Annotated in this window: 18 protein-coding genes, 1 pseudogene and 1 riboswitch; of the genes and pseudogenes, 16 read left to right on the top strand and 3 right to left on the bottom strand. The window is 60.5% G+C overall.

Features of this window, described 5'->3' with window-relative positions; genetic code table 11:
• Together pyrF and gmk are read left to right on the top strand one after the other, a co-directional pair.
• Positions 1-951 (top strand): orotidine-5'-phosphate decarboxylase, encoded by a 951-nt coding sequence (gene pyrF / locus KIH75_RS04365; protein ID WP_420829171.1) that lies wholly within the window; start codon positions 1-3, stop codon positions 949-951.
• 207 nt (positions 952-1,158) lie between these two features.
• Positions 1,159-1,737 (top strand): guanylate kinase, encoded by a 579-nt coding sequence (gene gmk / locus KIH75_RS04360; protein ID WP_219055565.1) that lies wholly within the window; start codon positions 1,159-1,161, stop codon positions 1,735-1,737.
• Positions 1,738-2,138: 401 nt separating this feature from the next.
• Here gmk and KIH75_RS04355 read toward each other — a convergent pair whose 3' ends face one another.
• Together KIH75_RS04355 and KIH75_RS04350 are read right to left on the bottom strand one after the other, a co-directional pair.
• A complete protein-coding gene (locus KIH75_RS04355) occupies positions 2,139-4,532 on the bottom strand; it encodes an energy-coupling factor transporter ATPase (RefSeq protein WP_219055564.1) in 2,394 nt (797 codons plus the stop codon).
• 10 nt (positions 4,533-4,542) lie between these two features.
• The gene (locus tag KIH75_RS04350) at positions 4,543-5,211 is read right to left on the bottom strand and encodes an ECF transporter S component (protein WP_420829173.1); all 669 of its coding nucleotides are present in this window, start codon (positions 5,209-5,211) and stop codon (positions 4,543-4,545) included.
• A gap of 81 nt (positions 5,212-5,292) precedes the next feature.
• A riboswitch (FMN riboswitch) is annotated at positions 5,293-5,444 on the bottom strand.
• A 231-nt stretch (positions 5,445-5,675) separates the two neighbouring features.
• On the opposite strand from KIH75_RS04350, the gene ppgK reads away from it, so the two are divergent.
• Positions 5,676-6,446, top strand: coding sequence for a polyphosphate--glucose phosphotransferase (ppgK, locus tag KIH75_RS04345; protein ID WP_219055583.1), 771 nt, complete (start codon positions 5,676-5,678; stop codon positions 6,444-6,446).
• A gap of 195 nt (positions 6,447-6,641) precedes the next feature.
• The gene (locus tag KIH75_RS04340) at positions 6,642-7,814 is read left to right on the top strand and encodes a pyridoxal phosphate-dependent aminotransferase (protein WP_219055563.1); all 1,173 of its coding nucleotides are present in this window, start codon (positions 6,642-6,644) and stop codon (positions 7,812-7,814) included.
• A 44-nt stretch (positions 7,815-7,858) separates the two neighbouring features.
• Here the strand turns inward: KIH75_RS04340 and KIH75_RS04335 are convergent, their stop codons facing one another.
• Complete coding sequence (locus tag KIH75_RS04335) at positions 7,859-8,668, bottom strand: ATP-binding cassette domain-containing protein (RefSeq protein ID WP_219055562.1); 810 nt, start codon at positions 8,666-8,668, stop codon at positions 7,859-7,861.
• A 192-nt stretch (positions 8,669-8,860) separates the two neighbouring features.
• Here KIH75_RS04335 and KIH75_RS04330 point away from each other — a divergent pair, with 192 nt between their 5' ends.
• From KIH75_RS04330 to KIH75_RS10220, 12 genes and pseudogenes are all read left to right on the top strand, one after another.
• Complete coding sequence (locus KIH75_RS04330; RefSeq protein ID WP_476695624.1) at positions 8,861-11,053, top strand: hypothetical protein; 2,193 nt, start codon at positions 8,861-8,863, stop codon at positions 11,051-11,053.
• 240 nt (positions 11,054-11,293) lie between these two features.
• On the top strand, positions 11,294-14,485 hold the full coding sequence (locus KIH75_RS04325) for a tetratricopeptide repeat protein (RefSeq protein WP_236028037.1): 3,192 nt from the start codon (positions 11,294-11,296) through the stop codon (positions 14,483-14,485).
• Between the two features lie 46 nt (positions 14,486-14,531).
• Positions 14,532-17,387, top strand: coding sequence for an NAD-dependent DNA ligase LigA (gene ligA, locus KIH75_RS04320; RefSeq protein WP_219055560.1), 2,856 nt, complete (start codon positions 14,532-14,534; stop codon positions 17,385-17,387).
• A gap of 19 nt (positions 17,388-17,406) precedes the next feature.
• Positions 17,407-18,207, top strand: coding sequence for a response regulator (locus KIH75_RS04315; RefSeq protein WP_219055559.1), 801 nt, complete (start codon positions 17,407-17,409; stop codon positions 18,205-18,207).
• A complete protein-coding gene (locus KIH75_RS04310) occupies positions 18,197-19,348 on the top strand; it encodes a sensor histidine kinase (RefSeq protein WP_219055558.1) in 1,152 nt (383 codons plus the stop codon). Before KIH75_RS04315 ends, KIH75_RS04310 begins: the two co-directional genes overlap by 11 nt.
• 438 nt (positions 19,349-19,786) lie before the next feature.
• On the top strand, positions 19,787-20,467 hold the full coding sequence (locus KIH75_RS04305; RefSeq protein WP_219055557.1) for a hypothetical protein: 681 nt from the start codon (positions 19,787-19,789) through the stop codon (positions 20,465-20,467).
• 23 nt (positions 20,468-20,490) lie between these two features.
• Positions 20,491-21,150, top strand: a complete 660-nt coding sequence (locus KIH75_RS04300; protein WP_219055556.1) for a hypothetical protein — start codon at positions 20,491-20,493, stop codon at positions 21,148-21,150.
• A 24-nt stretch (positions 21,151-21,174) separates the two neighbouring features.
• Entirely contained in the window at positions 21,175-21,648 is a 474-nt protein-coding gene (locus tag KIH75_RS04295) for a hypothetical protein (RefSeq protein WP_219055555.1), read from the top strand.
• 11 nt (positions 21,649-21,659) lie between these two features.
• The gene (locus KIH75_RS04290; protein ID WP_219055554.1) at positions 21,660-22,403 is read left to right on the top strand and encodes an ATP-binding cassette domain-containing protein; all 744 of its coding nucleotides are present in this window, start codon (positions 21,660-21,662) and stop codon (positions 22,401-22,403) included.
• Positions 22,404-22,519: 116 nt separating this feature from the next.
• Entirely contained in the window at positions 22,520-23,107 is a 588-nt protein-coding gene (locus KIH75_RS04285; protein WP_219055553.1) for an IS607 family transposase, read from the top strand.
• The gene (tnpB, locus tag KIH75_RS04280; protein WP_219055581.1) at positions 23,100-24,404 is read left to right on the top strand and encodes an IS607 family element RNA-guided endonuclease TnpB; all 1,305 of its coding nucleotides are present in this window, start codon (positions 23,100-23,102) and stop codon (positions 24,402-24,404) included. Before KIH75_RS04285 ends, tnpB begins: the two co-directional genes overlap by 8 nt.
• A gap of 39 nt (positions 24,405-24,443) precedes the next feature.
• A pseudogene (locus KIH75_RS10220) lies at positions 24,444-24,785 on the top strand (cysteine peptidase family C39 domain-containing protein); the annotation flags it as partial.
• Positions 24,786-24,810: the final 25 nt, after the last annotated feature.

Below are 24,810 nucleotides of genomic sequence, written 5' to 3'. Positions count from 1 at the left end.
GTGACCGAGGTTATTGCCAGCAGCCACGAGGATCAATTGCGTGCACAGCGTACCAATTTTGGCCTGCGTCTGCGTAATTCCATGAGTAAATACGGTCCGCTGTGCGTTGGCATTGACCCCCATCGCAAACTCCTGACGGACTGGGGCTACAACGTTGACGCGAACGGCGCGGAGATGTTCTCGATGCGCATGTTGCAGGCCGCGAACGGCCGCGCCGCCGCCGTCAAGTTCCAGATGCCCATGTTCGAACGGTACGGTTCCAAGGGTTTCGCCGTGCTCGAACGCGTGCTGTATGCGGCCCGGCAGATGGGTGTGATCACCATCGTGGACTGCATGCAGGGCGGTCTGTCCACCACGATTTCCGCCATCGCCGACGCCTATTTCAAGCCGGGCGCACCATTGAAGGCCGACGCGATCACGCTGCTGCCGTACTACGGCGAGCGTTCGCTGCGCGGTCTGATCGAGGATGCGCTCGACAATGGCGGTGGCGTGTTCATCGCCTCGCTGACCTCCAATGAGGAGGGGCGCAGCGTGCAGAGCGCCATCCGCCAGGGCGGCTCCTTCAAGGGGCAGACCGTGGCGTATGGCATTGCGGCCGCGGCGCAGAAGCATAACGCCGAGCATGAGGGACTGGGTTCCGTGGGCCTGATCGTGGGCGCCACCGTAGGCCAGTGGATCGAGCAGACGGGCGTCGACCCGGCGCATTTCACCGGTCCGATCCTTTCGCCCGGCTACGGCTGGCAGGGTGCGGAGGCCAAGGATCTGAAGACCCTGTTCAAGGGCACGCATGGCAACGTGCTGGTCACCGTCTCCCGTTCCATCGCCACCAAGGGCCCGGCGATCGCCGATCTTGCGGCGGCCACCGAATCCATCGCGCTGGATGTGAGGCAGGCCATTATGGAAGCCGAGGACGAGAGCGAAGACGACGGCAGATCAGGGGTAGCGGCCTGATATTCTGCGGTTCTTGCAGGTTCTGCAAGCTTTGCGTTGGGCGAGGTTCCGCGGTGCGCGGTGCCGGAGCCTGAGGTGGAATCTCATTGGGCGTGGAAGCGCTGGATTGGTGAAGTGCCGAGTGCTGAGCATTGAGTGCTTCAGCACCCCAGCGCTGAAGCGCGATGAGGTTTCACCCGTAAGACGACAACATGGAGGTATGAGCAAGTGACGAATGGACGTCTCATCGTTCTGAGCGGGCCGACTGCTGTTGGCAAGGGCACGGTGGAGCAGAAGCTGCTCGCTGATCACCCGGAGATTTGGGTGTCGGTGTCGGCCACCACGCGCGACCCGCGGCCCGGCGAAGAGAATGGCGTGAACTACTGGTTCATGGATGAGGACGAGTTCGTCGCCGGCGAACGGGACGGCAAGTTCCTGGAAACCGCCGTGGTACATGGCATGGCGCATTACGGTACGCCGCTTGAGCCCGTGAAGGAGCATTTGGAGCGGAACGTGCCCACGCTGCTGGAGATCGATCTGCAGGGTGCCCGGCGAGTGCGCGAACGTGCCGCCGAACTTGGGCTTGAAGTGGTGTACGTGTTCATCGCGCCGCCGAGCTTCGAGGAGTTGAAGCGTCGCCTGATCGGGCGCGGGACCGAAACCGAGGAGCAGCAGGCCAAGCGTTTGGAGACGGCGAAGGTCGAGCTTGCCGCGGAGAACGAGTTCGATGTGGTTATCGTCAACGATACCGTCGAACGTGCGGCCGAAGAGCTGTGGCAGGTGATCGCCGAAGAGTACGGCCTGTGAACTAAGGCATTCGCCAAGAAAGCCCATCCCATGATGCTTGCATGGGGTGGGCTTCTTCATATTCGCTTTCTTGCCTCTTACCGTCCATCACCGGTAATCGGGACCCCTTGACCGGAATCGGACAAAATTGGGCTGATTCTGTCTGATTTCGGTAATGGGAGTGGTGGGGGTTTGGGGATTCCTTGACCGGAATCGGACGGAATTGGGCTGGTTTTGTCTGATTTCGGTAATGGGGGTGGTGGGGGTTTGGGGATTCCTTGATCGGAATCGGACGGAATTGGGCTGATTCTGTCCGATTTTGGTAATGGGGGTGGTGGGGGTTTGGGGATTCCTTGACCGGAATCGGACGGAATTGGGCTGATTCTGTCTGATTTCGGTAATGGGGGGGAAAGGCAAGCCGATTAGGGGAGGAAGGCGAATGCGATAATGCCGATGATGGTCAGGGCCGTCGCCGCCATGAATATGATGTCGCGCGTTTCGATGCGCAGCACCCTCCAGTGCGTGCGGTGGATGCCTTCCTCATAGCAGCGCGCGTCGAGCGCAAGCCCGAGATCGTCCGCATGACGCAACGCTCCGGCGAACACGGGTACGATGATCGCGGCCATCGCATGCAACCGTCGTGCCGGTGAACCGGTTTCGATGGACCCTCCGCGGGCGGATTGCGCATCCATGATCGCGCGGGTTTCCGTTGCAAGCGTCGGCATGAATCGCAACGCCAGACTGAAGACCAAAGCCACTTCCTGGGTGTGTACGCCGAAGCGCCGCAGGGGCGAGCATAGTGCGGCGGCCGCGTCGGTGATGGCGGTTGGTGTGGTGGTGGCGAGGAATACCGAACCCAATATGATGACCATGGTGAATCGGCAGATGTAAAGCGCCGATATGGCCAGTCCGTCGTCGGTGATGGGGATGGGACCGATGGTGGCGAGCGTGGTGCCGGTGCGCACGAAGAATACGTTTGCCAGTCCCATGAGGGCGAAGAGCACGAGGAATACGCGGATCGATCGCCAAAGTCGCCTTGCCCCGATGCGCGATGCGAGAAGCACGCAGGCAACCGCACATGCGCCTACCGCGAGTTGCCGGATGTTCGTGATGGCGAATGCGCACATCATGACAAGGAGGAACGCGGGTAGTTTGACGCGCGGGTCGAGCCGCCCGATGAAGGACGTGGCGGTGCGGCTCTGTGCGCCGGAACGTGCGGAATTATCGGAACCCGCGGAATCTGCGGAACCTTCGGAAATTCCGGAATCATCACCTGTGCCGGTCACACCGGACGCGCCCGTCGCCGGAATCCGTATGATGCGGTCGGCGAGTGTGCGCGCCTCATCGCCGTCGTGCGTGATGAGCATGACGGCCACGCCCTGTTCGCGCAGATGCCGGATCAACGTGTGGAATCGATGCCGTGCGGCTGCGTCCAGTCCGGCTGCGGGTTCGTCCATGATGACGAGTTTCGGCTGGCATGCCAGTACTCCGGCGATGGCGACGAGTCGCTGTTGGCCGCCGGATAGGGCGAATGGCGAGCGGCTGGCGAGATGCTCGATGTGCAGGAGCTGCATGGTTTCGTTGACGCGCTGCGTGATTTCCTGCTCGGTGAGCCCTTGGTTGCGCGGCCCGTATGCGATGTCGTCGGCGACGGTTTGGGCGAAGAGCTGCCGTTCCGGATGCTGCATGATGTAGCCGACAGTGGCGTGTATGCGGGCCCGCTGTTTGCGGTTGGCGTAGCGGATGCGCGTGCCGCGGCCGCGCGGGCGGGCTACGGGGATGCCGCTTATGGTGACGGTGCCGGCGTTGGGGGCGGCGAGGGCGCAGAGGATGCGTGCGAGCGTGGATTTTCCGGCGCCGTTGGGACCCATGATGGCAACGATTTCACCCGTGTTGATGGTGAGCGACAGGTCGTTGATCGCAGGGGAGAGAGCGCCCGGATAGGTGTAGGAGAGATGTTCGACGGATACCAGCGGGGCGGTCGCATGCGCATTCGTGGTCGTCCTGATTCCAGCGGTTTCCGTAGCCGCAGCGGCTTCGTTCCCGGCGTTCCCGGTATTCTCAGCAAACCCGGCGACCTCAGCGTTCCCGGCAACCTCAGCGCCGGCATCCATCCCGTCAACCTGCGTGAGCGTTCCGTTCTCCAACCTGAGGATGCGCGTCGCATGGGCGGTCTCCTCGGGGCGGTGCGTCACATGGACGATGGTGGTGCCATGCCGTTGCAAATCGTCGAGCACGCGCATCACCTCGCCGCGTGCCGTCTCATCCAGCATCGCGGTCGGCTCGTCGAGAACCAGCAGTTTCGGCTGCATCGCAAGCATGCCGGCGATGGCGGCCCGCTGCTGCTGGCCACCGCTCATGCGGGTCGGATCGGCTTGGCGCAGACCGTCCAATCCGACACGCTGGAGCGCGCTTGCGATGCGTTCGCCGATGCTGCGGTGCTCGACCGCGAGGTTTTCGGGGCCGAACGCCACATCGTCCTCCAGCACGGTGGTGACGATTTGGTCTTCGGGTTTCTGGAATACCGCGCCGATGCCGCGTCGCGCCATACGGTAGGCGTCGGCGTCCGGCCCGGCACCGGTACGGAACACCTGCTGGCCCAGCAGTCGGATGTCACCGGAATCGGGCGCCGTGAGTCCGGCGAGAAGCCGGGCGAGCGTGGATTTGCCCGACCCGTTCGCACCGATCAGGCAGACGCGCTCCCCGGGCATGATCGTAAGGTTGAGGCCGTCGAGCGTCCAATGCGCGCCGCCGTCGTAGCTGAAGCGCACGTCCCGCAGTTCGGCCATCGGCTCACGGTTCACCATTTCCGGCATGTTCCCGACCTCAGGCCGCGCGGTCGAGCAGCGTGGTGATCGGCTTGTAGATCAGGAACGTCACCACGGCATGGATCGCGAACTTCAGCAGGTTGAACGGCAGCAGGATCGGCAGGATCATCGCGGCCACCTGGGCCATGGTCATGTGGGCGTACAACGGCGTGACCAGCAGGTTCGAGATCAGCGCGACGACCAGCGCGATCGCCATGCCCAATGCCATGCCGCGCATCGCCCCGCCGCGGGTGCGGTTGCGACGGTAGACGAGCGAGGCTGGCACGGAGATGGCCAGCGCCACGAGCATGCCCATGAGCGCACCCCACGGGCTGGTGAACACGTGCGGCATGAAACCAAGGATGGAAACGATTGCAGCGGCGTAGGGGCCGAAGGCGAAACCGGCCACGAGGCAGACGATGCCGGACGGGTCGTATTTGAGCCACGGCGCGGCGGGGAAGATCGGCAGTTCGATGAGGCTTGCCGCCATGGCGAGCGCGACGAACAGCGCGTACATGGCGATGCGGCGTGTGGACCAGCGCCCGTGGTCTGCGACGCCGGTGGAGTGTGCGCCGATGGCGTGGTCGGTGGGCTTGGCTGGGGTGGCTGTGGATTCGGTTGCGTTTGCGTTGGTGGGGGATGCCGTGCCTGCGGAAGCGTTTTCCTTTGCGTTGCTGCTGGGTTGGATCGTTGCGGTTTCGGCCATTGCGGCGTTGCTTCGATCGGAATCGGTATGGGATTGCATAGCAGAAGACTGGCTCATAGGAGCTCCTCGTTTCTTCCATCCGGACTGTACCGTTGGCTTCGGATTCTCACCGAATCGGCCGCTTTCGCGGGTCGCGGGCTTGCCGTTCGCGCCGTTATGGATGCCGGGCGTCGGCTTACCGCCAGTAAGGAATTTCACCTTCCCTGAAACTTACGAGTCTCGTTCTACATGGTGCGGGCGACCGCATGGGTGAACGGTCCATTGTGTGAGATGAAACGGTATGGGAATGGTAACGTTTGCGCCACGCCGAGACGCCGAAAATATCGCACACGTTTGCATAAGATGCGTTGGTGTTATGGGATTTCCCGCGTGGCACAAGGCATTCGGGGGATACCATGATAATACCGGTTCACTAACTATTCACCTTCTGCGAAGAGAGGTCAATGATGATTGAAACAGCCCAGGCGTTTGGCGTCGATATCGGCGGCTCCGGAATTAAGGCCGCACCCGTCAATCTTGAGAAGGGCGAGTTTGCTGAACCCCGTCTGAAGATTCTTACCCCTGAGGTTTCCACCCCGGAAGCGGTGGCCGCCATCGTCAAGCAGCAGCTTGAGCATTTCGAAGTGCCGGCGGACGTTCCTGTCGGCGTTGCCTTCCCGGCCCCGATCAAGCCCGGCCAGCCGCTGGACTTCATGGCCAATCTTGACCAGTCCTGGATCGGCACCGACGTCACCGAGGTGTTCTCCGAGGCGTGCGGTCGCCCGATCACCGTGGTGAACGACGCCGACGCCGCCGGTCTCGCCGAGCAGCAGTTCGGTGCGGCTAAGGGTCAGAAGGGCCTCGTCATCGCCACCACGCTGGGTACCGGCATCGGCACCGCCCTGATCATGGACGGCGTGCTGGTCCCGAACACCGAGCTTGGCCACATCATCCTCAACTCCAAGCACCTGGATGCCGAGAAGTACGCCGCTTCCTCCATCAAGGACATCGAGGGTATCACCTACAAGAAGTGGGCGAAGCGCCTCACCAAGTACTACGGTCTGCTGGAGAAGTACTTCAACCCGGATCTGATCGTGATCGGCGGCGGCGTCTCCCGTCAGGCCGACAAGTTCATCCCGCGCATCGACATCAAGACGAAGGTCGTGCCGGCAACGCTGCGCAACGAGGCGGGCATCATCGGCGCCGCCTACTACGCCAGCGTCAAGCAGCAGCACTGATTACGCGCCATCGGCGTATGATCGCGTAGCACGCGCATAGGGAGACGGCTCGACTTCGGTCGGGCCGTCTCCTTTTTTCATGCCATCGTTCATGCCATCGTTCATGCCATCGTTCGTGCCTTCCGGCGCCTTTCCGGGCCCTCACGAGGCATCCGCATCCCGCAGGTATGCGCGGGCGCGAGTAGTCTGGGACGCATGACTGTGCATTTCTCGTCCCGTGTGGATATCAGCGCGCCGAACCCGATCGCGGCGGCCCAGGCCAAGGCCAAGGAAGCGGGTATCACGCTCGGCAGGCTCAACGATTCCAACCCCACCCGTCACGGCCTCGCGCCAGGGCTCATTCCCAACGTCTATGAGGCGAACCCGCGCGGTCCCAAGGCGGCCAGGGAGGCGTTGGCCGGGTTCCTAGGTGGGCAGGCCGGCGGGACGGTCGACCCGGAACGCCTGTATCTGCTGTCCTCCACGTCCGAAGCGTATTCGTGGCTCATCAAACTCCTGTGCGACGCCGGCGACGCGGTGCTCGCGCCCAAACCGGGCTACCCGCTCATCGAATCGATCGCCGGCCTCGAATGCGTGCAGGCGATCGAATACCAGTTGCGCTACGACGGCTCCTGGTATGTGGAAGCCGCCGACATCGCGGCGATCCTCGATTCGCCGGAAGGCGCGCGCATCCGTGCGCTCGTGCTCATCAACCCCAACAATCCCACCGGCTCCTACATCAAAGCCGACGAACGCGAGGCTCTGGTCGGCCTGTGCCATGAGCGCGGCATCGCCATCATCGCCGACGAGGTGTTCTTCGATTACGATCTGGAACCCATCGCGCCCAACCGCCGCTTGGCGGGGGAGGAGGGCGTGCTCACCTTCGCGTTGGACGGATTCTCGAAGATGCTGGCCGCGCCGCACGCCAAGGTCGGTTGGATCCGCGTGTCCGGACCGGAACGTGACGTGGTCGAGGCGCAGCGCAGGCTGGATGTGATCGCCGACGATTACCTGCCGATGAGCGACATCATCGCCGACCGTATTCCCGAACTGTTGGATGCCGCCGAAGCGCAGACCGCCAATGTGCGGGCCAGGGTGCGCGGCAATCTCGCCGTGCTGCGGGAGATGCTCGCCGCCGACGAGCTTGGCGTGGTGGATGTGCTGCGCCCTGAAGGCGGTTGGAATGTGCTGTTGCGTGTGCCGTCGGTGCTCGACGAGAACGAGCTGGTGCTCAAGTTGATCGACGATCACCGTCTCACCGGTCAGCCGGGGTATTTCTTCGACATGACCTCGAACGGGTATTTGGCGGTGTCCCTGCTGCCCGAACCGGAGGAGTTCCGGCACGGCATCGCCGCGGTGCTCGACACGGTGCGGGCCATGCTCGGCTGAAACCGTGATCGGCCCCGCGGCCCCGCGGCCGGGCGGCGGGGAGCTCAGCGGAGCGACTCGTAATGACGGCGGATGAGATCGGTGTAGAACGCGACCGCATCCGTGGGCGTGCCGTCGAACACGACCGTGCGATCGTCCAGCACCAGCGTGCGGTCGATCGCGTACTCCGGGCGCACGATCATATCCGTATCGTGCGTGGCGAAGATCACCTGACTGTCGTAGGAGAACAGCGCCTTCGCCACATGCGCGGTGCCGATCTCATCCAACCCCTTCGACGGTTCGTCCGCCACGACGCAGCTCGGGCGGAGGCTCAACGCCGCGGCGATCGCCAGCAGATGCCGCTGCTCGCCGTTGAGCGCGGAGGCGGGTTCCCTCGCCGCGCTCGCCAGATCGAAATGCGCGAACAAGTCGCCGATGATCGCACGGCGTTCCGAATCAGGCACATGATGCTTCTTGAGCAGGGCATCGACCGCGTCGGCGATATTCTCCGACCGGTTGAACGATTCGGGAATCTCCTCGCGGCGCACGCGGCCGATCAGCTCGTCGACGCGCTTCATATCGCGTTTCGACCGGGGATCAAGGGTTTCCTGTTCGCCGCCGGCGGCATCGCCGTCTGCGGAACCGGCGATGGTCACCGTGCCGCAAGTGGCCTTCAACGTGCCGTCCAGCAATCCCAGCAGCGTGGATTTGCCGGTGCCGTTCAGGCCGATGACGGCGACACGGCGCTCGCTGATGGTCAGCGAAGTGGGGGAGAGGCCGGTGACGCCGTCGTCATAGGTATGCCCCGCTTCGGCGAGGGTGAAAGTGAGACGGCGGGGCTTCGGACGTGCGGTGCGCTTGGAGAAAAATGGCATACCCGTATCTTAAGGCGCACCCCGGGCGCCATGCCGGACGGCCCCGCGTGGAACATGACGCCCAATATATAGAATGGGGGTGTGCTTCACCTCCTTCACCCCACGCGAACCCCGCGATCCGCGCGTCCAACGACGTGCCGCGCCGTCCACCGCCCGCATACCGCGCGTCAAACGCGCCGCCGCACGATCCGCGTGATCCTGGCCGCACTGCTGGCCATCCTGCTCATCGAATGCGTGGGATTCAACATGCCGTTCTGGCGCACCCGCGGCGCAAGCACCGACACCGCCGCATACGCTAACACCATGGGATCGGGACTCGAACGCACCAAGGAAGGTATGCTGCGCATCATCGACCCCACCGAAGCTTGGCTCGAAGTGAACGCCGACGGCACCTCCGACTACGCGCGCATCGACCCGTCCTTCGTCACCGGCAAGGCGCTCACCGTCGTGCACGTCAGGGCATCGGTGGACCACGGCACCGCCATCGCGACCTCGTTCAGCCCGCAATCGGCACGATCAAGCTACATCCGCGCACCCGGCAAAGGCGTGCTGCGCGTGAGCATCGAAGAACCCAAAGGCTCCCTCATCCCCATCCAGGCGGTCCGCGCGAACGTGAGCGTCCCCTTCGAGTTCAACCCGGTGCGCGTGGGCCTGATGGCCGCCATACTACTGATCGCGGCATGTTGGAGGCCCGGATCGCGCCTGTGGCGCATACCGCTCGACACCACAAGCACGGCCCAACGCGCGCTCGGCCTGTGTCTTGTCATCCCCCTCGCCGCGCTTATGCTCTACGGCGCCGGCAGCCAGATGACGGGCGACCCGCTCGTATTCCATGAGACGGGCGGCTACACCTACGATTTCGACCAGTACGGGCATATCGCCGACGCGCTGCTGCACGGCCACGCCTCGCTCGACCTCGACGTGCCGCAGGCGCTCGCCGACACGTCCAACCCGTACGACACCGACACCCGCGCGGAACTGCTCGCCAAAGGCGTGAACCCGATCTACTGGGATTACGCCTACTACAACGGGCACTGGTACTCGTATTTCGGCGTACTGCCCGCGGTGCTGCTGTTCATGCCGTTCCGCGCCATCACCGGGCACATGCTTTCCAGCGGCGCGGCCGTGCTGGTGTTCATGCTCGTCGCGCTGGTGTTCCTGGCGCTGCTGGTCATACGCCTCATCAAACGTCTCGCGCCGAACGTCTCGCTGGCCGCGACATCCATGGCGCTCGTTCTCATGCTGAGCGGGTCGAACGCGGGCTACATGCTGTTCCGCCGCAACTTCTACTCGGTGCCGTTCGCCGCATCCCTCGCGTTCAGTGCGCTCGGCCTCTGGCTGTGGCTGGGGGCCGTGGAACCGGACGGCGACGGGGCGCAACCCGCCGGAAGCGGAAAGCCCGCCCGCCGCGTGTTCGGCCGTTGGCAGGTGGGAGACGCGCCGGCGCTGTCGCTACCCAAAGTCGGGTTCGGCGCACTGTGCATCGCCGCGAACTTCGGATGCCGACCGACCTTCTGCCTGACCGCGTTGCTCGGCATTGCGGTGTTCTGGCCGCAGATCCGCGCGATCGGCACGGCGTTGCGCAACAAGACCGTCGCGCCCGGCAAGGCGTTGCTGGCGCCCGCGGTGGTCGTCGTCGCGGCGCTCATTCCGGTTCTGCCGGTCATGGTCTACAACGCGGTCCGATTCGGCTCCCCGCTGAACTTCGGCAACAACTACCAGTTCACCGTCACCGATCTGACGACCTACCGCATCGCCTTGGCGAACATTCTGCCGATCGTGGGCGACTATCTGCTGCTGCCGCTGCGATTCGTCGGTCAATTCCCTTGGATCGCGCTGTCCAAGGCGTCATTGCCCACATGGTCGTACACGGAACCGATGATCGGCGGCCTGTTCGCCATGTGCCCGGCATTGGCGCTGTCGCTCGCCCTGCCGCTGCTGCGCCGCCATGCCAAAGGCAAGGAAGGCAAGGGGAGCGCGGTCAGGCCGGGACGCACGTGCTTCACGCTCTCGGCGCTCGCGTTGGCCCTTGGACTGACGGTATTCGACGCGGTCGTCGCGGGACTCGGGTGGCGGTACATGACCGACTTCGGATGGCTGTTCGCGCTGGCCGCCCTGCCGGTGATGCTGCGGTTGCTGGGCGAACCGGGCGTGCCGGGCGAAACGGGCGAAACGGACGCGCCGTGCGGATTGGACGGATCGGACGGATCGCGCGTGGGAGGACTGCCGTTGAAGGTCCGTGCGGGCCGTCTGATCGGCATGATCGCCATGCTGTTCGCCATCGCGGTGGCCCTGCTGTCGCTGTTCACCATCGGACGCCACGATGCGCTGATCTCCGCGGCGCCGAACCTGTTCTACAATGTATTCGCTTGGTTCCTGCAGTGAACCGGCGAACGGATGCGACCGGGCCTGCGCCCGAGCGTCCGCGGCACGACGGATGGAGACATCACCATCGCGGTTTTCACGCCCGGATTCTTCCGAGGGCGATATCGCGAGGGCATGTCTGAGCGAATTGAAAGAATGTGGGATATGTCAGCACGCAAGTCACAGCCCGACTCCTTCGGAGATGCCCTGAGGCAAGCGCGTCAATGGATGTCTCGGCTGTCTCATAGGGGAAAAACAGCCATGCGCACCGTCGGCCCGTTCGGCGCCACGCTCGAATCGCACGCCGCCGAAACCGGCAAAGGCCATGCCCATACGCCCGGCGAAAACCCGGCCGGCAACGCCGCCTCCGGCGAACAGGCCATCATCGCGCAATTCGCCGGTCACGCCGTCCGGCTCGGCCCGCTGGTCAAACGCCGCATGTTCGATTTCGCCGAAGTGCCCGGCAGGCTCACCCTCGGCTGGGCGCAGCTGCCTAGCGCGAACTACCAGGGCAACGTGTTCTCCCTCGGCCTGTTCGCCGACCGCGACCATTTCGCGCAGATCGCCGTGGCCGACAGCAAGGGCCGCGTATTCGTCGGCAACGAGATCGGCATGGACATGCAAGGCCTCGAACCGCGCTTCATCTTCTCCAAGGAACGCCCGGATTACGGCGGCATCGTAGGCCGCGACATCACCGGCCGCATGACCTGGCTGGCCGCATGGTCACGCAACGCGGGCCGGTACAAGCTCGAACAGATGCGCCGCAAACTGCCCGTCTCCATGCGTGAAGGGCTCGAATACCGCGACGCCATCGCCATCGCGTTCTTCGCCGCCTACATGCTGCCGCAGATGAGCAACGTCCTGATCGGTTTCGGTGCGGGCAACATCTTCCGCAGGCTCAACCGCGAAGCGCCGATCGGCGCGATCCGCCGATCCGTACGCGACATGCTGGAGGCCCGCGCCCACGACATGCGCGTCTCCGGACTCGAAGACCATTTCGCCGAACTCATGCGCGAAGCCGGCGCGCTCGACGAAGTGCCGGGGCTCGAAGCCACGCATGGCGCCGAACCGTTGCACCTGTACACGTCCAGCTATTCGGGCGCCTACTTCTTCAACTGGGATTCCTCCCTCGCCCTCGCCCCGGCGCTGCGCGCGCTCGACATCGAAGGCAACCTCAACCGTTTCGCCATGGTCAGCTCGTGGCTGGAACACAACTCCCGCCTCGGCCTGGAACCCACCGAGGAGACGGTGACGCGCGAACAGGCCGCCGCCATCGACATGAACCTGCTGAAGAACCCGGCGCTGCTCGCGTTGGGCGTCGACCATGCGCCGGAACCGGGGCACAGCTCCATGCAGATCCTCTTCGACGCCGCCCGCGAAACCGCGAAGAACACCGGCGAACCCGCCGACTCCGAATGGGTGTACCGCCAGACCATGGCGCTGCTCGTGCGCAGGCTGCGACTGCCGTACCGTTTCGACGTGGCGTTGCGCTCCAACCTTGAAGAGGGGCGCGTCGCGGTCGGATTCACCACGGCCGGCGTATCGATGATGCCCGCCACCCGCTACGACGAACAGACCAGGCAGTGGGTCACCCTGAGCGACAAGGAACGCGCGGCGCTGAGCGCCGACTACAACCTGCGCGTCGGCCTCATGCTGGCCATGCTGAGCTTCGGCGCATGCGACGACGTGCGCGAAGTCTCGCTGCACGTCGATTCGCTCGGACTCGAAGAGGCGCTCGCCGAACAGGACACCGCCATCGAAGCGATGATGAGCGAGGCGTTGAGCGCGTTCGAACGCATGCACACCGGCGACATGGGCTCCGCACGCAGCAAGGCCGAACCCAAGGACGGCGACCTGCACGGCGACCCCACGCAGACCGCCGCGCGAACCATCACGGAAATGGATGCCGACCTCTTCATGCCGGACGCGCACCACGACGGCGATGCCGTCGACACCGCCGGAGACACCGCCGATTCGGGCGCGTCCATCGAACAGCAGTTCGAAAACCTGGTGCGCGACATCGACATCGACGAGGCCACGTTCGCCGACCCGGGCACGCAACCCTCCGGATTCGTGAACGACGATGACGACGGCGGCAAGCGGGACGATCCGATGAACGTGCTGCGCCGCAACCCCACAGTCCGCACATTGGCGACCGTCCGGTTCACCCGCGACGAATTCCTCGCGCGCATCATGCAGGACGGCCTCGAACATCCGCAGGAAACCTACCGCATGTTCAACGCGACGCTCGACGTCGACGAGAACGGCGGATTGAAGCAGATCGTCCCCGACTTCGACCTGCGCGACCGCGGCTTCGCACCCGCCGGATCGCAGGAGGAGCCGGAGATGTCCGATCATGAGTTCGCGCCGGAAGCCGCCCAGGTGCTGGGCGCCCGCAACGCCTTCGGCCTGTCCATCCAGCGCGTGGACGTGATGCAACGCGCCGACAGCGAATTCCACCGTCTCTCCTCCGACACCACCATTCCTTCCGTCGTCAAGGCGCAGGAGGCCGTGCGCCTCATCAACGAGATCTCCGACCCGGAACTCAACGAACAGTCCTCGGACATCGCCGGCGCACTGATCGACGAACGCGACACGCCCGCCATCAAACTCAACTACGCCGCCGAAATCGACAAGGCGCGCTCGCACGTGCACGACCTGCTGTTCTCCGGTCAGGTCGATCAGGCGTGCGAATTCGCCGAAGAGGCGCTCAAGCACATGGACGCCCTGTACGCGAAGGGCGACGGCGTACCGAGATACTTCAACTCCTATGCGGAACGCGTGGTCTACAACCGCCTGTTCTCCACGCCCGGCGAACGCACCGTGCTCATCCCGGACAATCTGTTCTACATGCACATGGAAATGGCCGACATGTACTCGCAGATCAAGGGAAGCGAGGAGGCACGCCCGCATCTGAACGCGATGGTGGCGTACGCGCCGTCCTACCCGCTGGCCCATCTCAAGCTCGCGGTGCAGCTGGCACGCGACGAGGACTGGGATTCCGCGCGTGCCGCCTGCCTGAATGCGCTGCTGGTGGCCCTCGACCGTGACGACGCCGCATTCGCCTACTACCGTCTGGCCTACGCCGAATGGATGCAGGACCGGTTCGACACGGCCGCCGCCGCATACATCATGAGCAACCACATCGCCCCCGGGAGGGTCATGACCCTTGAGGACGAGCTGCGCGAACTCGTGTCGCGAGCCGACTCGCAGTGCATTCCGGTTCCGGAGAGCGTCCAGGAGGCCGCCATGGTGCTCAACCGCCGTGGACTGCCTGTCTGGCCGAACACCGAGGCCGCGGGCATCGTGCGCCGGGCCGCGCGCATCACCGTGGACGAAGGGCTGTTCGTGCCCGCACGCACGTTGTCCGTCGCGGCGGCGCGCATGGACGACACGGATTCGAACGGCATCGACGTGGTGCAGGCGCAGTTCATCCGTTCGCTCAGCGAATAGCGGCTGCAACCGGAAGGGTTGCGGTCAGGCGATAGAATCGGAGACTATGAGCAACGAGAGCGAACAGCTGGCATGGGACTTCGACGAACTGCAGGACAACCCCGCACCGGGGAGGAAAGAGGTGCCTGCGAACGGCGGTGACGGTACGGATCCGAACGGCGGCGCGGATAGCAACACTGCCATCGACCCCGTCTCGGACACCGGCATCATCCGATTCCCCGCAGGCTCCGACCAATGGGTGTCGGCCCTGCAAGCCACCGACGAGGACGCGCTGAGACTGAACCACCTCGACGTCTCCGGCATGGAAGCCGACACCGCGGCCCGCCTGTGGGCGAAAATCGCGGCATGGGTGGAATCCGACCAGATCGCCTACTACATCGACGACGCGCCGGTCAGCTCCGACGCCGCCTACGACGCACGCCTACGCTGCCTGCAGCGTCTCGAATCGGCGTTCCCCGCGCTCGACAACCCGCAATCGCCCACGCATCGCGTCGGCGGCACCTTCTCCAACGATTTCGTATCCGTCCGTCACCCCTCGCGCATGATGAGCCTCGACGACGTGTTCTCCATCGAGGAACTGCGCGGCTGGTACGACGGCGTGCTGCGCGGCCTCGACTGGCCCGAAGGCAAGCCGCTGCCGATGAGCTGCGAAGTCAAGATCGACGGCCTCGCATTGAACCTCATCTACCGCCACGGCGTGCTCGAACAGGGCCTGACGCGCGGTGACGGCGTCACCGGCGAAGACATCACGCTCAACGTGCGCACCATCGGCACCATTCCCGCCAATCTCGCCGGTCCGGCCGAAGACATCCCCGATTTCGTGGAGATCCGCGGCGAAGTGTTCATGCGATGGGACGACTTCCGCACCCTCAACAGCGAGCAGGAGGACGCCGGGCGCGAACCGTTCGCCAACCCGCGCAACGCCGCCGCCGGATCGCTGCGTCAAAAGGACCCGCGCATCACCGCCACACGCCGCCTGAGCTTCTACGCGCACGGCATCGGACGCCTCGAATGGGGCCCCGGCCACACCGGTCACGACGAGATCAACGACCAGTCCGAAGCCTACACGCTGTACACCAAGTGGGGCGTGCCGGTTTCGCCGCACAACCGCACCGTCACCTCCTTCAACGAAGTGCTCGACATGATCGACTATTACGGCGAGCATCGCGGCGACATCGAACACGCGCTCGACGGCATCGTGGTGAAAGTGGACGATCTGGCATTGCAGCGCTCGCTGGGCGCCACCTCCCGCGCGCCACGCTGGGCGACCGCCTACAAGTACCCGCCCGAGGAAGTCAACACCGAGCTGCTCGACATCACCGTGCAGGTGGGACGCACCGGGCGCGTGACCCCGGTGGCCGTGCTCAAACCCGTGCATGTGGCGGGATCCACCGTGGCCCGCACCACGTTGCACAATCCCTTCGAAGTGAAACGCAAAGGCATTCTGATCGGCGACACCGTGGTGGTGCGCAAAGCCGGCGACGTGATCCCCGAACTCGTGGGGCCGGTGCTGGAACGCCGTAAGGGGCGCGAAGGCGAGCTGCGCGAATTCGTGATGCCCGAATACTGCCCAAGCTGCGGGGCGAAGCTCGCGCCCGCCAAGGAAGGCGACAAGGACATCCGCTGCCCGAACGTGGAAAGCTGCCCCGCGCAGCTGACCGAACGCGTGATCTCCCTGGGCATGCGCAAGGCGTTCGACATCGAGCACTTGGGCGACCAGTCGGCCATCGCGCTGACGAATCCGGAAGAGAACAGGCCGGATTCGGTGGCGACGTTCGCGCCGAACATCACCGAGATCCTGGTCGCGCCCGGCGAGGACCCGGACGAATACGAGTCGGTCGAAGGGTTGGAACTGCCGCCCGTGCAGACGCCGGTGCTGACCTCCGAGGCGGGCATCTTTGACCTGACCGCTGCCGATCTGAAGGACGTGCGCGTGTGGCGCGAGGCGCCGATCATCGAAGTACGCGAAGTCATGGGCGATAACGGGCGCAAACGCAAGGTGCGCAAGCGTCTCGGCGGTTCCGGCCTGTGGCATCAGGTGCCGGCGTTCTGGACGACCGCGGCGCCCGCGCCCAAGGTGCGTAGGAAGAGCGGTGCTGGTGCTGGTGTGGCCGGTGCGGCCGGTGACGGTGCGGCTGGCGTGGCTGGTGTCGCTGGTGACGGTGAATCCGCCCTCGCCGAACGCTACCCGGGCTTCAACGTGCCAGCCGACGCCGTGGTGGTGCGCGAGGAGACGAAAACCTCACGATCCGGCGAAACCACGGTGACACCGATCATCGTCAAACCCGCCGAAAACACGCGCAAAATGCTTGAGGAGATCGAGAAAGCCAAGCAGGCCGATCTATGGCGCGTGCTCGTGGCCTTGTCCATCCGCCGGCTCGGACCGCCCACCGCGCGTCTGATCGCCTCGGCCATGGGATCGCTGGACGCGATCAGCGAGGCGAGCATGGACGACTTGACGCAAATCGACGGCGTGGGGCCGGAGATCGCCGAATCGGTGGTGCACTGGTTCGCGGCTTCGCGGGAACCGGGGGATTGGCGTGGCCAGACCCTGGCGGCATGGCGTGCGGCCGGCGTGGGTGTCGGCGAGGCGCGGAAGAGCGATATGCCGCAGACACTGGCGGGCAAAACCGTGGTGGTGACGGGTTCGTTGGAGGAGTTTTCCCGCGATTCCGCCAAAGAGGCGATTCTGGAGCGTGGAGGCAAGGCCGCCGGGTCGGTGAGCAAGAAAACCGATTATGTGGTGGTCGGCGCGAACGCCGGTTCCAAGGCCACGAAGGCCGAAGCGCTGGGCATTCCCATGCTGGACGAAGCGCAGTTCAAGCTGCTGCTCGCCGGCGAATACGGTGCGGACGCGGCCGAGGGCGCAATCGAAGAGGAAATCGAAGAAGAACTCGACTGATTCGAGCGAAAACCGGCAGATGAGTGTTGATTCGGTCGTTTTCAGCCCCGGAAACGACCGAATCAACAGGCAATTAGCGGGAAGCGTCCGAATCGGCACCCAGCTGCTGGTGGATTCCTGCTCAGCCTTTGGGAGTGCGGCTATTCTATGGAATATGAACGATCGTCAAGATTTCCGCATTCGCGTGGCACTGGTGGACAACGATGCCTTTACCTTGGACATGCTGAAGATGGCCATCCCTCGCAGGAACCCACGGTTCGACGTGTGCTGGTCCGCGCGTAAAGGCACTGATGCCATTGATTGGGCTTTGGAACCTGTTACTATGCCGGATATCTTATTGACTGACATGAGCCTGGAAGATATTAGCGGCGTAAGTGTGTGCAGGGAAATACGTCGAAGAACCGAGCAGGTTCCGTTGCTTGCTATCACGGCATTCTCGATTGACCGCTATGCAAACCGTGCCGCTGAAGCTGGTGCTCAGGGCATTATTCCTAAAGCCAATCTCAATGAACTTGTTGACTCGATTGATGTGATAGTCAAGCACGGCACATTGGGTATGTGCGGGAACATCGATTTTGTGGATGCGAAGACCGCGCATCAACGACTTGCGGAATCCGATATGTGTCCGATTCAACGCCTATCGCCCACGGAGCAGCAGATTCTGACGCTTTTGGCGCAAGGCATGGAACCTCGTGATATTGCCGATATGCTGTCCATTGGTATCGGCACCGTGAAGACGCATATTATCCGGTTGCGCAAGAAGCTGAATGCGCGTAGTACCAAGGAAGCAATGGCGATGTGGTGGAACAATGAACGATAGAATTCGAGAGGTTCTCACGGGGCTGAGGCAATGGTGCAGTGCGCGAATCCCATATATCCTCATAGCCGCTGCGCTCTATGCTTTGACTTTTTCGAATATCGCACTTGTGCTTCCGCTTGATATGGTCCAGATTATCTATGCGGCAATTGCCATAGTATGTATTGCCGGAATAATCGTCATGCCCTTACCGGCATCGTTCGGTTTAGGAATTGTCTCTATCATAGGTACGTTGCTGCCTATGACAGTGACGGTGCCGAACCCTTTGCTGACTTTATTCGCGGTACTTGGAATATTGGGATATTCGTCCCGCCTGTGGATATGCCTGTTGATGCTCGCAGTTGAATCGGTGGGAGTCGTCATTATTCAGGTTGTATGGCATTATGACACGGGCATGGATATGTATGGTGTGATCAATTCTCTGGCTATGCTCGGCTGCGCGATTTTTGTTGGATATGCCCTGCGTTGGAGGAAGCAGGTTGATCTGAATCGCATCGATAAGATGAGGCTGGAGCATCTGCAAATGAGGAATAGGATCGCCGCTGACATTCATGACTCCACAACGGCGAATCTGACTAAAATATCGCAGATTGCACAGCATAATATTCATACTGGTGGTTGTGAAAACCATGCTTGGTCTGATGTCAATCGTCTCGCTGTCTCAACCTTGCGGGATATATATAAGGTCATAGATCTGCTCAGCAATGAGGATTCCCAGCAGATTATGCCATCGCATGGCACGTTCATGGAGCACTTGGAAGATGTTACGGATACGGAAGATGCATTGCTGCAGAACTTAGGCTTTAGAGGGAAAACGGAAATATCCGGAGTTGCCGAAGGCATATCGGTGCAGCAGGAAGATGTTCTGCTGTCGTTGATGAGGGAGATATATCGCAATATTCAACGGCACGGTAATCCAAACGGAACATACAAGGTCGTTATCACGATAGGCAACGGTAGATTGCTTATCGCGCAATCCAATGAGATTCATCCAGTGAACGATTGGCATATTCCTCATGGCAGGGGGATCCGACTGCACAACAAACGAATAGAGCTGCTGGGTGGGAAGATGCAATGCTGGAAGAAGAGCAGACAATGGCATCTGACGGTATGCGTTCCGCTGGTTAGCGAGTCGGAATCCTAAGCTCGTGAGATGCTAATGATGGCACAGCCATGGCATGAATGAACAGGCCACATTGAGTGTGATATTCCCGGAATCGGCGGATAGCGGTTGCTCGATTGTTGCGCAAACCAGGCAAATGGATAGCGTGACTGCAAGTACGGTATTGATTGTATGTTGTAGAGGCATGGCACAGCTCCGTTCTTGATATTGACGACAGCAACAATGATATAAAGACCAGTCACGATACAAAGTTCGTGTATTCCTCTGGAATACACGGGCGGGCGGTTTCTGTTGTGGGGAGCTTATACTGGCGGCGCTTCCGCTCCGGAAGCCACTGCGATGTCTGTTGCATCGTATTTCCATGTTTCCGGAACGTGCAAGAAGCATTAACCGACGACTGGTGAGACTTGGGTGTCGCGGCATTGATATGCCGCAACACCCTTTCTATGGGGGGTGTGCATGAAAGCGCTGCTGTACAGGGATTTGCAGTTGTATAAGAAACCGAAGTATGCGAGTTTCTGGCTGGTAACTGTTTTTACGGCGATAATCATGGAAATCTGGCTTGGGTGGATGTATGAGGTCGGAGGGGGTGACGTGATGCCTATAACCATGAAGCAAGGACTCGTTGACAGTATGTTATGTACATCGTTTTTCGAGTCAGTATATACAAATGCGAATCTTTTAATTGAAGATAAGCGTGTCGGTATTATCAAGATCCTGCATCAGTCGGGGCGTGGCATGAATTATTATTTACTGGAAAAGATAGGATTCACGCTGCCTCACAATCTGTTGTTCGCGTTCGTATACATTGCTGTCGGAATATATATGAAGCTTTTTTCGCTGTCTGAGGTGATGTACCTATTGCCTGTAATAGGCATAGCCTTTATGACGTTGCTCACGGAAACGTCGGTTGCCAATATGCTGGTCTTTCGAGTAAAAAACGGGACTAATCAAAATGCGGTATGCGGTGGACTGGTTATTTGCGGATTGATCTGCATAGGTGTGGCGACTGCTGCTGCATTTGATTTTCCGATGTGGCTGAGTGCTGCCATATTGGTTGGCATGGGTCTTGTGTCTTATCTGTGCACGTTTGTTACATATAAAACCGAATATGTAAGAACAGTATCTGTTTTTGCCTAGTGCTGTATGGTGTTGGTGATTGTATGATTGCGTTGCTGTATCGTGATTGCTTGAAGGCAAGAAAGCCTGGATTTGTCGCACTCGAGATATTGGGAATTTGCGTGACACTGGCAGTGGAAAGCGCAATGTATGGTACATTGCAGCCAGTAATGGACGTGTTTCTCTCTTTCGTTTTGCCTGGGTTGTTGGTGACGATTTCTGTTTTTAAGTTGTCGTCTTTGGTTTATGGAGATCATATTTGCAATATAATAAGTTCGATTCATAGAGCGGGATATGGTATTTATGGATATCTTGTTGAGCGGTATGTGTTTTCTTTTTTGGTTGTAGTGCCAATATATGCCGCTGGTTTTATTTTTGGAGTATTGAAACATTGTTTTCATGATTATTCCATGGCAATGGCTGATGTAGTTTCTTTTGTTGTTGTTTCTTTCTTGGCTTTATCTGTGATCATGGTATGTGCCATCAATTGTTCCGTCGAAGCGGATTCCCAGACATTGTTGCAACTTCTGATACTTCTGGTATCGAGTGGCGCAATGGCCTTGCTGATGCTTTTGCAATATGCTTTCATACCGTTTTATGTATTCTGCATAGCTGCTGTTTTGGTGACATTATGCGTAAATATGATTATCGCGAGAAGAGAAAAAACAATGTACTGCAAGACGCTTCTCATGCTGAGTAAATAATGTAATTCATTGAAGGGATATGCTGTGGATATTGTAAAAAGTATGTATGCGGATACCATCGAAGAACGCTATTCGTTGATTGATGACGATGACGCTTCCGGTGATGATTCGTTTGTCGATTCTGTTATCAGTCAATGGATGTCGCGAAATTGCGCGTTGCGCCCCGATGATTTTGCCAGCATGCTTGAGCTTCGTGGTTATGATAAGAAAAAATATGCGAAATGCATTGATGGAAAGTCGTTTTTAAAGGGAAACAAGGGCAATCTTTCTTCATGGTATTCTGATTTTGAAAAGATATTCGCCTTCTTTTCAAACAGCAAATTCGTTGAAGATATTAACGTAGGATATGTTAATATCTTCATGCCTTTTATTCTTTATGCGGAAAAAACGCTGAGAACAACAATTCCCGATTCGCAGATGAACTCATATGACAATGTTCAAAACAGCATAAACAGCTTGGCGGAGTACTTTGCGTCATTACCACAGGTGGAGCATTGAAAGGAATACACATGAACACAACGGATATTATCAAAGTAAACGACTTGACTTTTGGGTACAAGCGTAAGCAGGCGGTGCTCGAACATATCACCTTTGCAGTCCCCAAGGGACAGTCATTGGCTATTTTGGGCTATAACGGTGTTGGAAAAACCACGTTGTTCGATCTCATAGTTGGATTACGGCGGCCCTGGTCGGGGTACGCTGCCATTAACAAAGCGTTTGTTCCCTCGATGAGAGACGTATTCCAAATGACCGAACAGGGCGGCCTTGTCGACACGATGACCGTGCGAGAGAATTTCAAGTTCCGCAAGATGCTATTCAAGCCAAAGGATGACGATAAGACCTTTTTTGAAGCCTTGGAGAAGAATCCATTGGTTCGGGCATTCGAATTGAACGACCAGCTGGACAAAAAGGTCTCTGACCTAAGCTCAGGATTGCGCAAACGAGTGGGAATAGTGGCCGGCATGATGTTCGACCCGCATGTCATCATGCTCGACGAACCCACGAATGCCATTGATCCGCTGACACGTGATCTGTTGATTGAGTATATGGGAAGGCTGCGTGCCGATAACCGTACGATACTTACGATCACCCATGACCTGCATTATTGCTGGAACGTCTCTGATCGTATTATCGTGCTTGATCACAAGCATATTGCCTTGGATGCGATGCTCTCCGATTTCAACTCGTTCGATGAATTCTCAAAGGCCGCGATGCTCGGCAAAGAACATGAGCATGTTGATTTTGGCTTGTAAGTTAAGAGGAGGCTTTGTATGGCAGGGCATTTGCGTATCCCTCTCGTCGAACAGGGGTTGTAACCAGCTACCTTAACTATTTGCTTTTGTCTGTTTTCGTATGATATAATAAAGCCATGCGTGTCAGGGAATGGGCGAAACGCGAGGGCTTCAACGAGCAGACGGTGTGGCAGTGGTGCCGTGAGAACCGTATGCCCGTTCCGTTCGAGCGCATGGCGACGGGTACGATAATCATCCACGACCCGAAATACGAGAGCCAACCCGTCACCCCCACGGCGAACGGCAGGACGGTGTGCTATGCGCGTGTCGGCTCAGCCGACCAGAAGGCCGATCTGACACGTCAGGCCGACCGGTTGAGAGCGTTCGCTCTTGGCATGGGAGTGGAGAAACCGGAAATCGTCACAGAGACGGGTTCCGGTATGAACGACAGGCGGCGCAAGCTCAACCGGCTATTGTCCGACCCGACCGTGGGCACTCTGATTGTGGAGCGCAGGGACAGGCTCGCCCGCATGAACGCGGGACTGGTGGAGAGCGCGTTGAAGGCGCAGGGACGCCGAATCATCGTGGTGGACGACACGGAGCCGGATGACGATTTGGTGCGCGACATGACCGAGGTGCTGACCTCGTTCTGCGCCCGGCTGTACGGGCGTCGCGCAGCCAAGCGCAAGACGGACGCGGCGTTGAAGGCGGCGCGTGATGCATGAGGCGGTCAAGGTGGCGCTCGATCCGACGCCACGGCAGGAGCGATTGATGGAATCGCACGCCGGGGCGGCTCGATTCGCCTACAACAAGGGACTGGCGCACGTCAGGGACATGCTCGAACGCGGCGATGCCCCCGAATGGTCGTACTATGCCTTGCGTAAGTGGTGGAACCAGGCCAAGAACACGCTCGCCGTGGACGAGACCACGGGAGAACCATGGTGGCCTAGGAACAGCAAGGAGGCATACAACAGCGGCCTCGAATCATTGGGCGACGCGCTGAAGAACTTCTCCAAGTCCCGCAAGGGGCAGCGGAAAGGCCGCAGGATGGGGTTCCCGCGTTTCAGGTCCAAGGACTCCGGCATTCGGCGCTTCGCGTATACGACCGGCTCGTTCGGCCTCATCGACCATGACCCATACGCGCTAAAACTCCCGAGGATAGGCCGTGTGCACTGCATGGAGGACGTGTCCAAGCGAGTGGACGGCGCGAAGGTGCTGCGCATGAGCGTGTCCCGCCGTGCGGGACGCTGGCAGGCCAGTCTGACCGTCGAACGAGCCGATAATCCAGCACCCAAGCCTCCGAAGGGCGGGAGCGTCGGAATCGACTTGGGCGTGAAGGAGCTCGCCACATTGTCGGATGGCACCGTGATACGCAACCCGCACGCCTTGAAGTCGGATCTCACGCGTCTGAGGAAAGCCCAGCGGAGCCTGAGCCGCAAACGGAAGGGCTCCAACCGCCGCCGCAGGGCGAGGGCGAACGTGGCACGCCTGCACGCACGTGTGGCCAACCTGCGGCGCGACCTCTTGGATAAGACCACCGCCATGCTCGCCTGTACCTACGCGGACATCAGCATCGAGGACTTGAACGTGGCGGGCATGGTCAAAAAACGCGGGCTCGCCCAATCGATTCAGGACGCCGCATTCGCGGAGTTCCGACGCCAACTGACCTACAAGACCGCACGCGCCGGCACGAGACTGCATGTCATCGACCGGTGGTATCCAAGCTCGAAGACCTGCTCGAACTGCGGGACGGTGAAAACCAAACTGTCCCTATCCGAACGCGTCTACCACTGCGACAAGTGCGGACTGTCCATCGACCGCGATCTGAACGCGGCCATCAACATCCAAGTCGCCGGGAGTGCCCCGGAGACGTTAAACGCGCGTGGAGGAAGCGGAAGACAGGCCCACCTTGAGTACGGGACAATGCGGCGTCCGGCGAAGCGTGAACCAAGCGGCGGCGAGAGTCGCGTAAGACTTGGAGCTGGTCTCGGCAACGAGGCCATGCAGATGACTTCGCTCTAGCGACAAGCTAAAACAAAGTCATCTACAACGGAGCATAGCGAATGTGGCTTGGCTGCATGTGCCATGATACTCAAGGCGTATGGGCGCGATTCCGGATTGGAGGATTTGCGTAATGCGTATGGTGTTCCTCGTGGCGGGCTAAGCATCAAAAATATAGTGACCATTCTGAATGATTACAGGGTGACGAACCGGGCCGTTGCAGTACGGAATATCGATGGATTCAAAAAACTGGATTCGCCGTCCATCCTGCTATGGAATCATCATCACTTCGTAGTCTTGAGCCATTACGCATTCGGCCGTTTCTATATTATTGATCCGGCGAGTGGGCGTTCATCCGTGCGAGAAGAGGATTTTCGTAGGCACTGCTCCTCGGCGGCTGTGCTTACCGAGCGTGCGGGAGAGAAAA

Origin of the sequence: Bifidobacterium pongonis, from assembly GCF_019331805.1 — a bacterium.
Lineage (GTDB): Bacteria > Actinomycetota > Actinomycetes > Actinomycetales > Bifidobacteriaceae > Bifidobacterium > Bifidobacterium pongonis.
The sequence above is the reverse complement of the archived record's forward strand: the minus strand, read 5'-3'. Positions and strand labels throughout refer to the sequence as shown.

Coding starts and splice junctions, on each gene's coding strand:
- KIH75_RS04355 (WP_219055564.1), bottom strand. CDS start 4,532: ATGCCGGAAATGGTGAACCGTGAGCCGATGGCCGAACTGCGGGACGTG.
- ppgK (WP_219055583.1), top strand. CDS start 5,676: ATGATTGAAACAGCCCAGGCGTTTGGCGTCGATATCGGCGGCTCCGGA.
- KIH75_RS04340 (WP_219055563.1), top strand. CDS start 6,642: ATGACTGTGCATTTCTCGTCCCGTGTGGATATCAGCGCGCCGAACCCG.
- KIH75_RS04335 (WP_219055562.1), bottom strand. CDS start 8,668: ATGCCATTTTTCTCCAAGCGCACCGCACGTCCGAAGCCCCGCCGTCTC.
- KIH75_RS04325 (WP_236028037.1), top strand. CDS start 11,294: ATGCGCACCGTCGGCCCGTTCGGCGCCACGCTCGAATCGCACGCCGCC.
- ligA (WP_219055560.1), top strand. CDS start 14,532: ATGAGCAACGAGAGCGAACAGCTGGCATGGGACTTCGACGAACTGCAG.
- KIH75_RS04315 (WP_219055559.1), top strand. CDS start 17,407: ATGAGTGTTGATTCGGTCGTTTTCAGCCCCGGAAACGACCGAATCAAC.
- KIH75_RS04310 (WP_219055558.1), top strand. CDS start 18,197: ATGAACGATAGAATTCGAGAGGTTCTCACGGGGCTGAGGCAATGGTGC.
- KIH75_RS04305 (WP_219055557.1), top strand. CDS start 19,787: ATGAAAGCGCTGCTGTACAGGGATTTGCAGTTGTATAAGAAACCGAAG.
- KIH75_RS04300 (WP_219055556.1), top strand. CDS start 20,491: ATGATTGCGTTGCTGTATCGTGATTGCTTGAAGGCAAGAAAGCCTGGA.
- KIH75_RS04290 (WP_219055554.1), top strand. CDS start 21,660: ATGAACACAACGGATATTATCAAAGTAAACGACTTGACTTTTGGGTAC.
- KIH75_RS04285 (WP_219055553.1), top strand. CDS start 22,520: ATGCGTGTCAGGGAATGGGCGAAACGCGAGGGCTTCAACGAGCAGACG.
- tnpB (WP_219055581.1), top strand. CDS start 23,100: ATGCATGAGGCGGTCAAGGTGGCGCTCGATCCGACGCCACGGCAGGAG.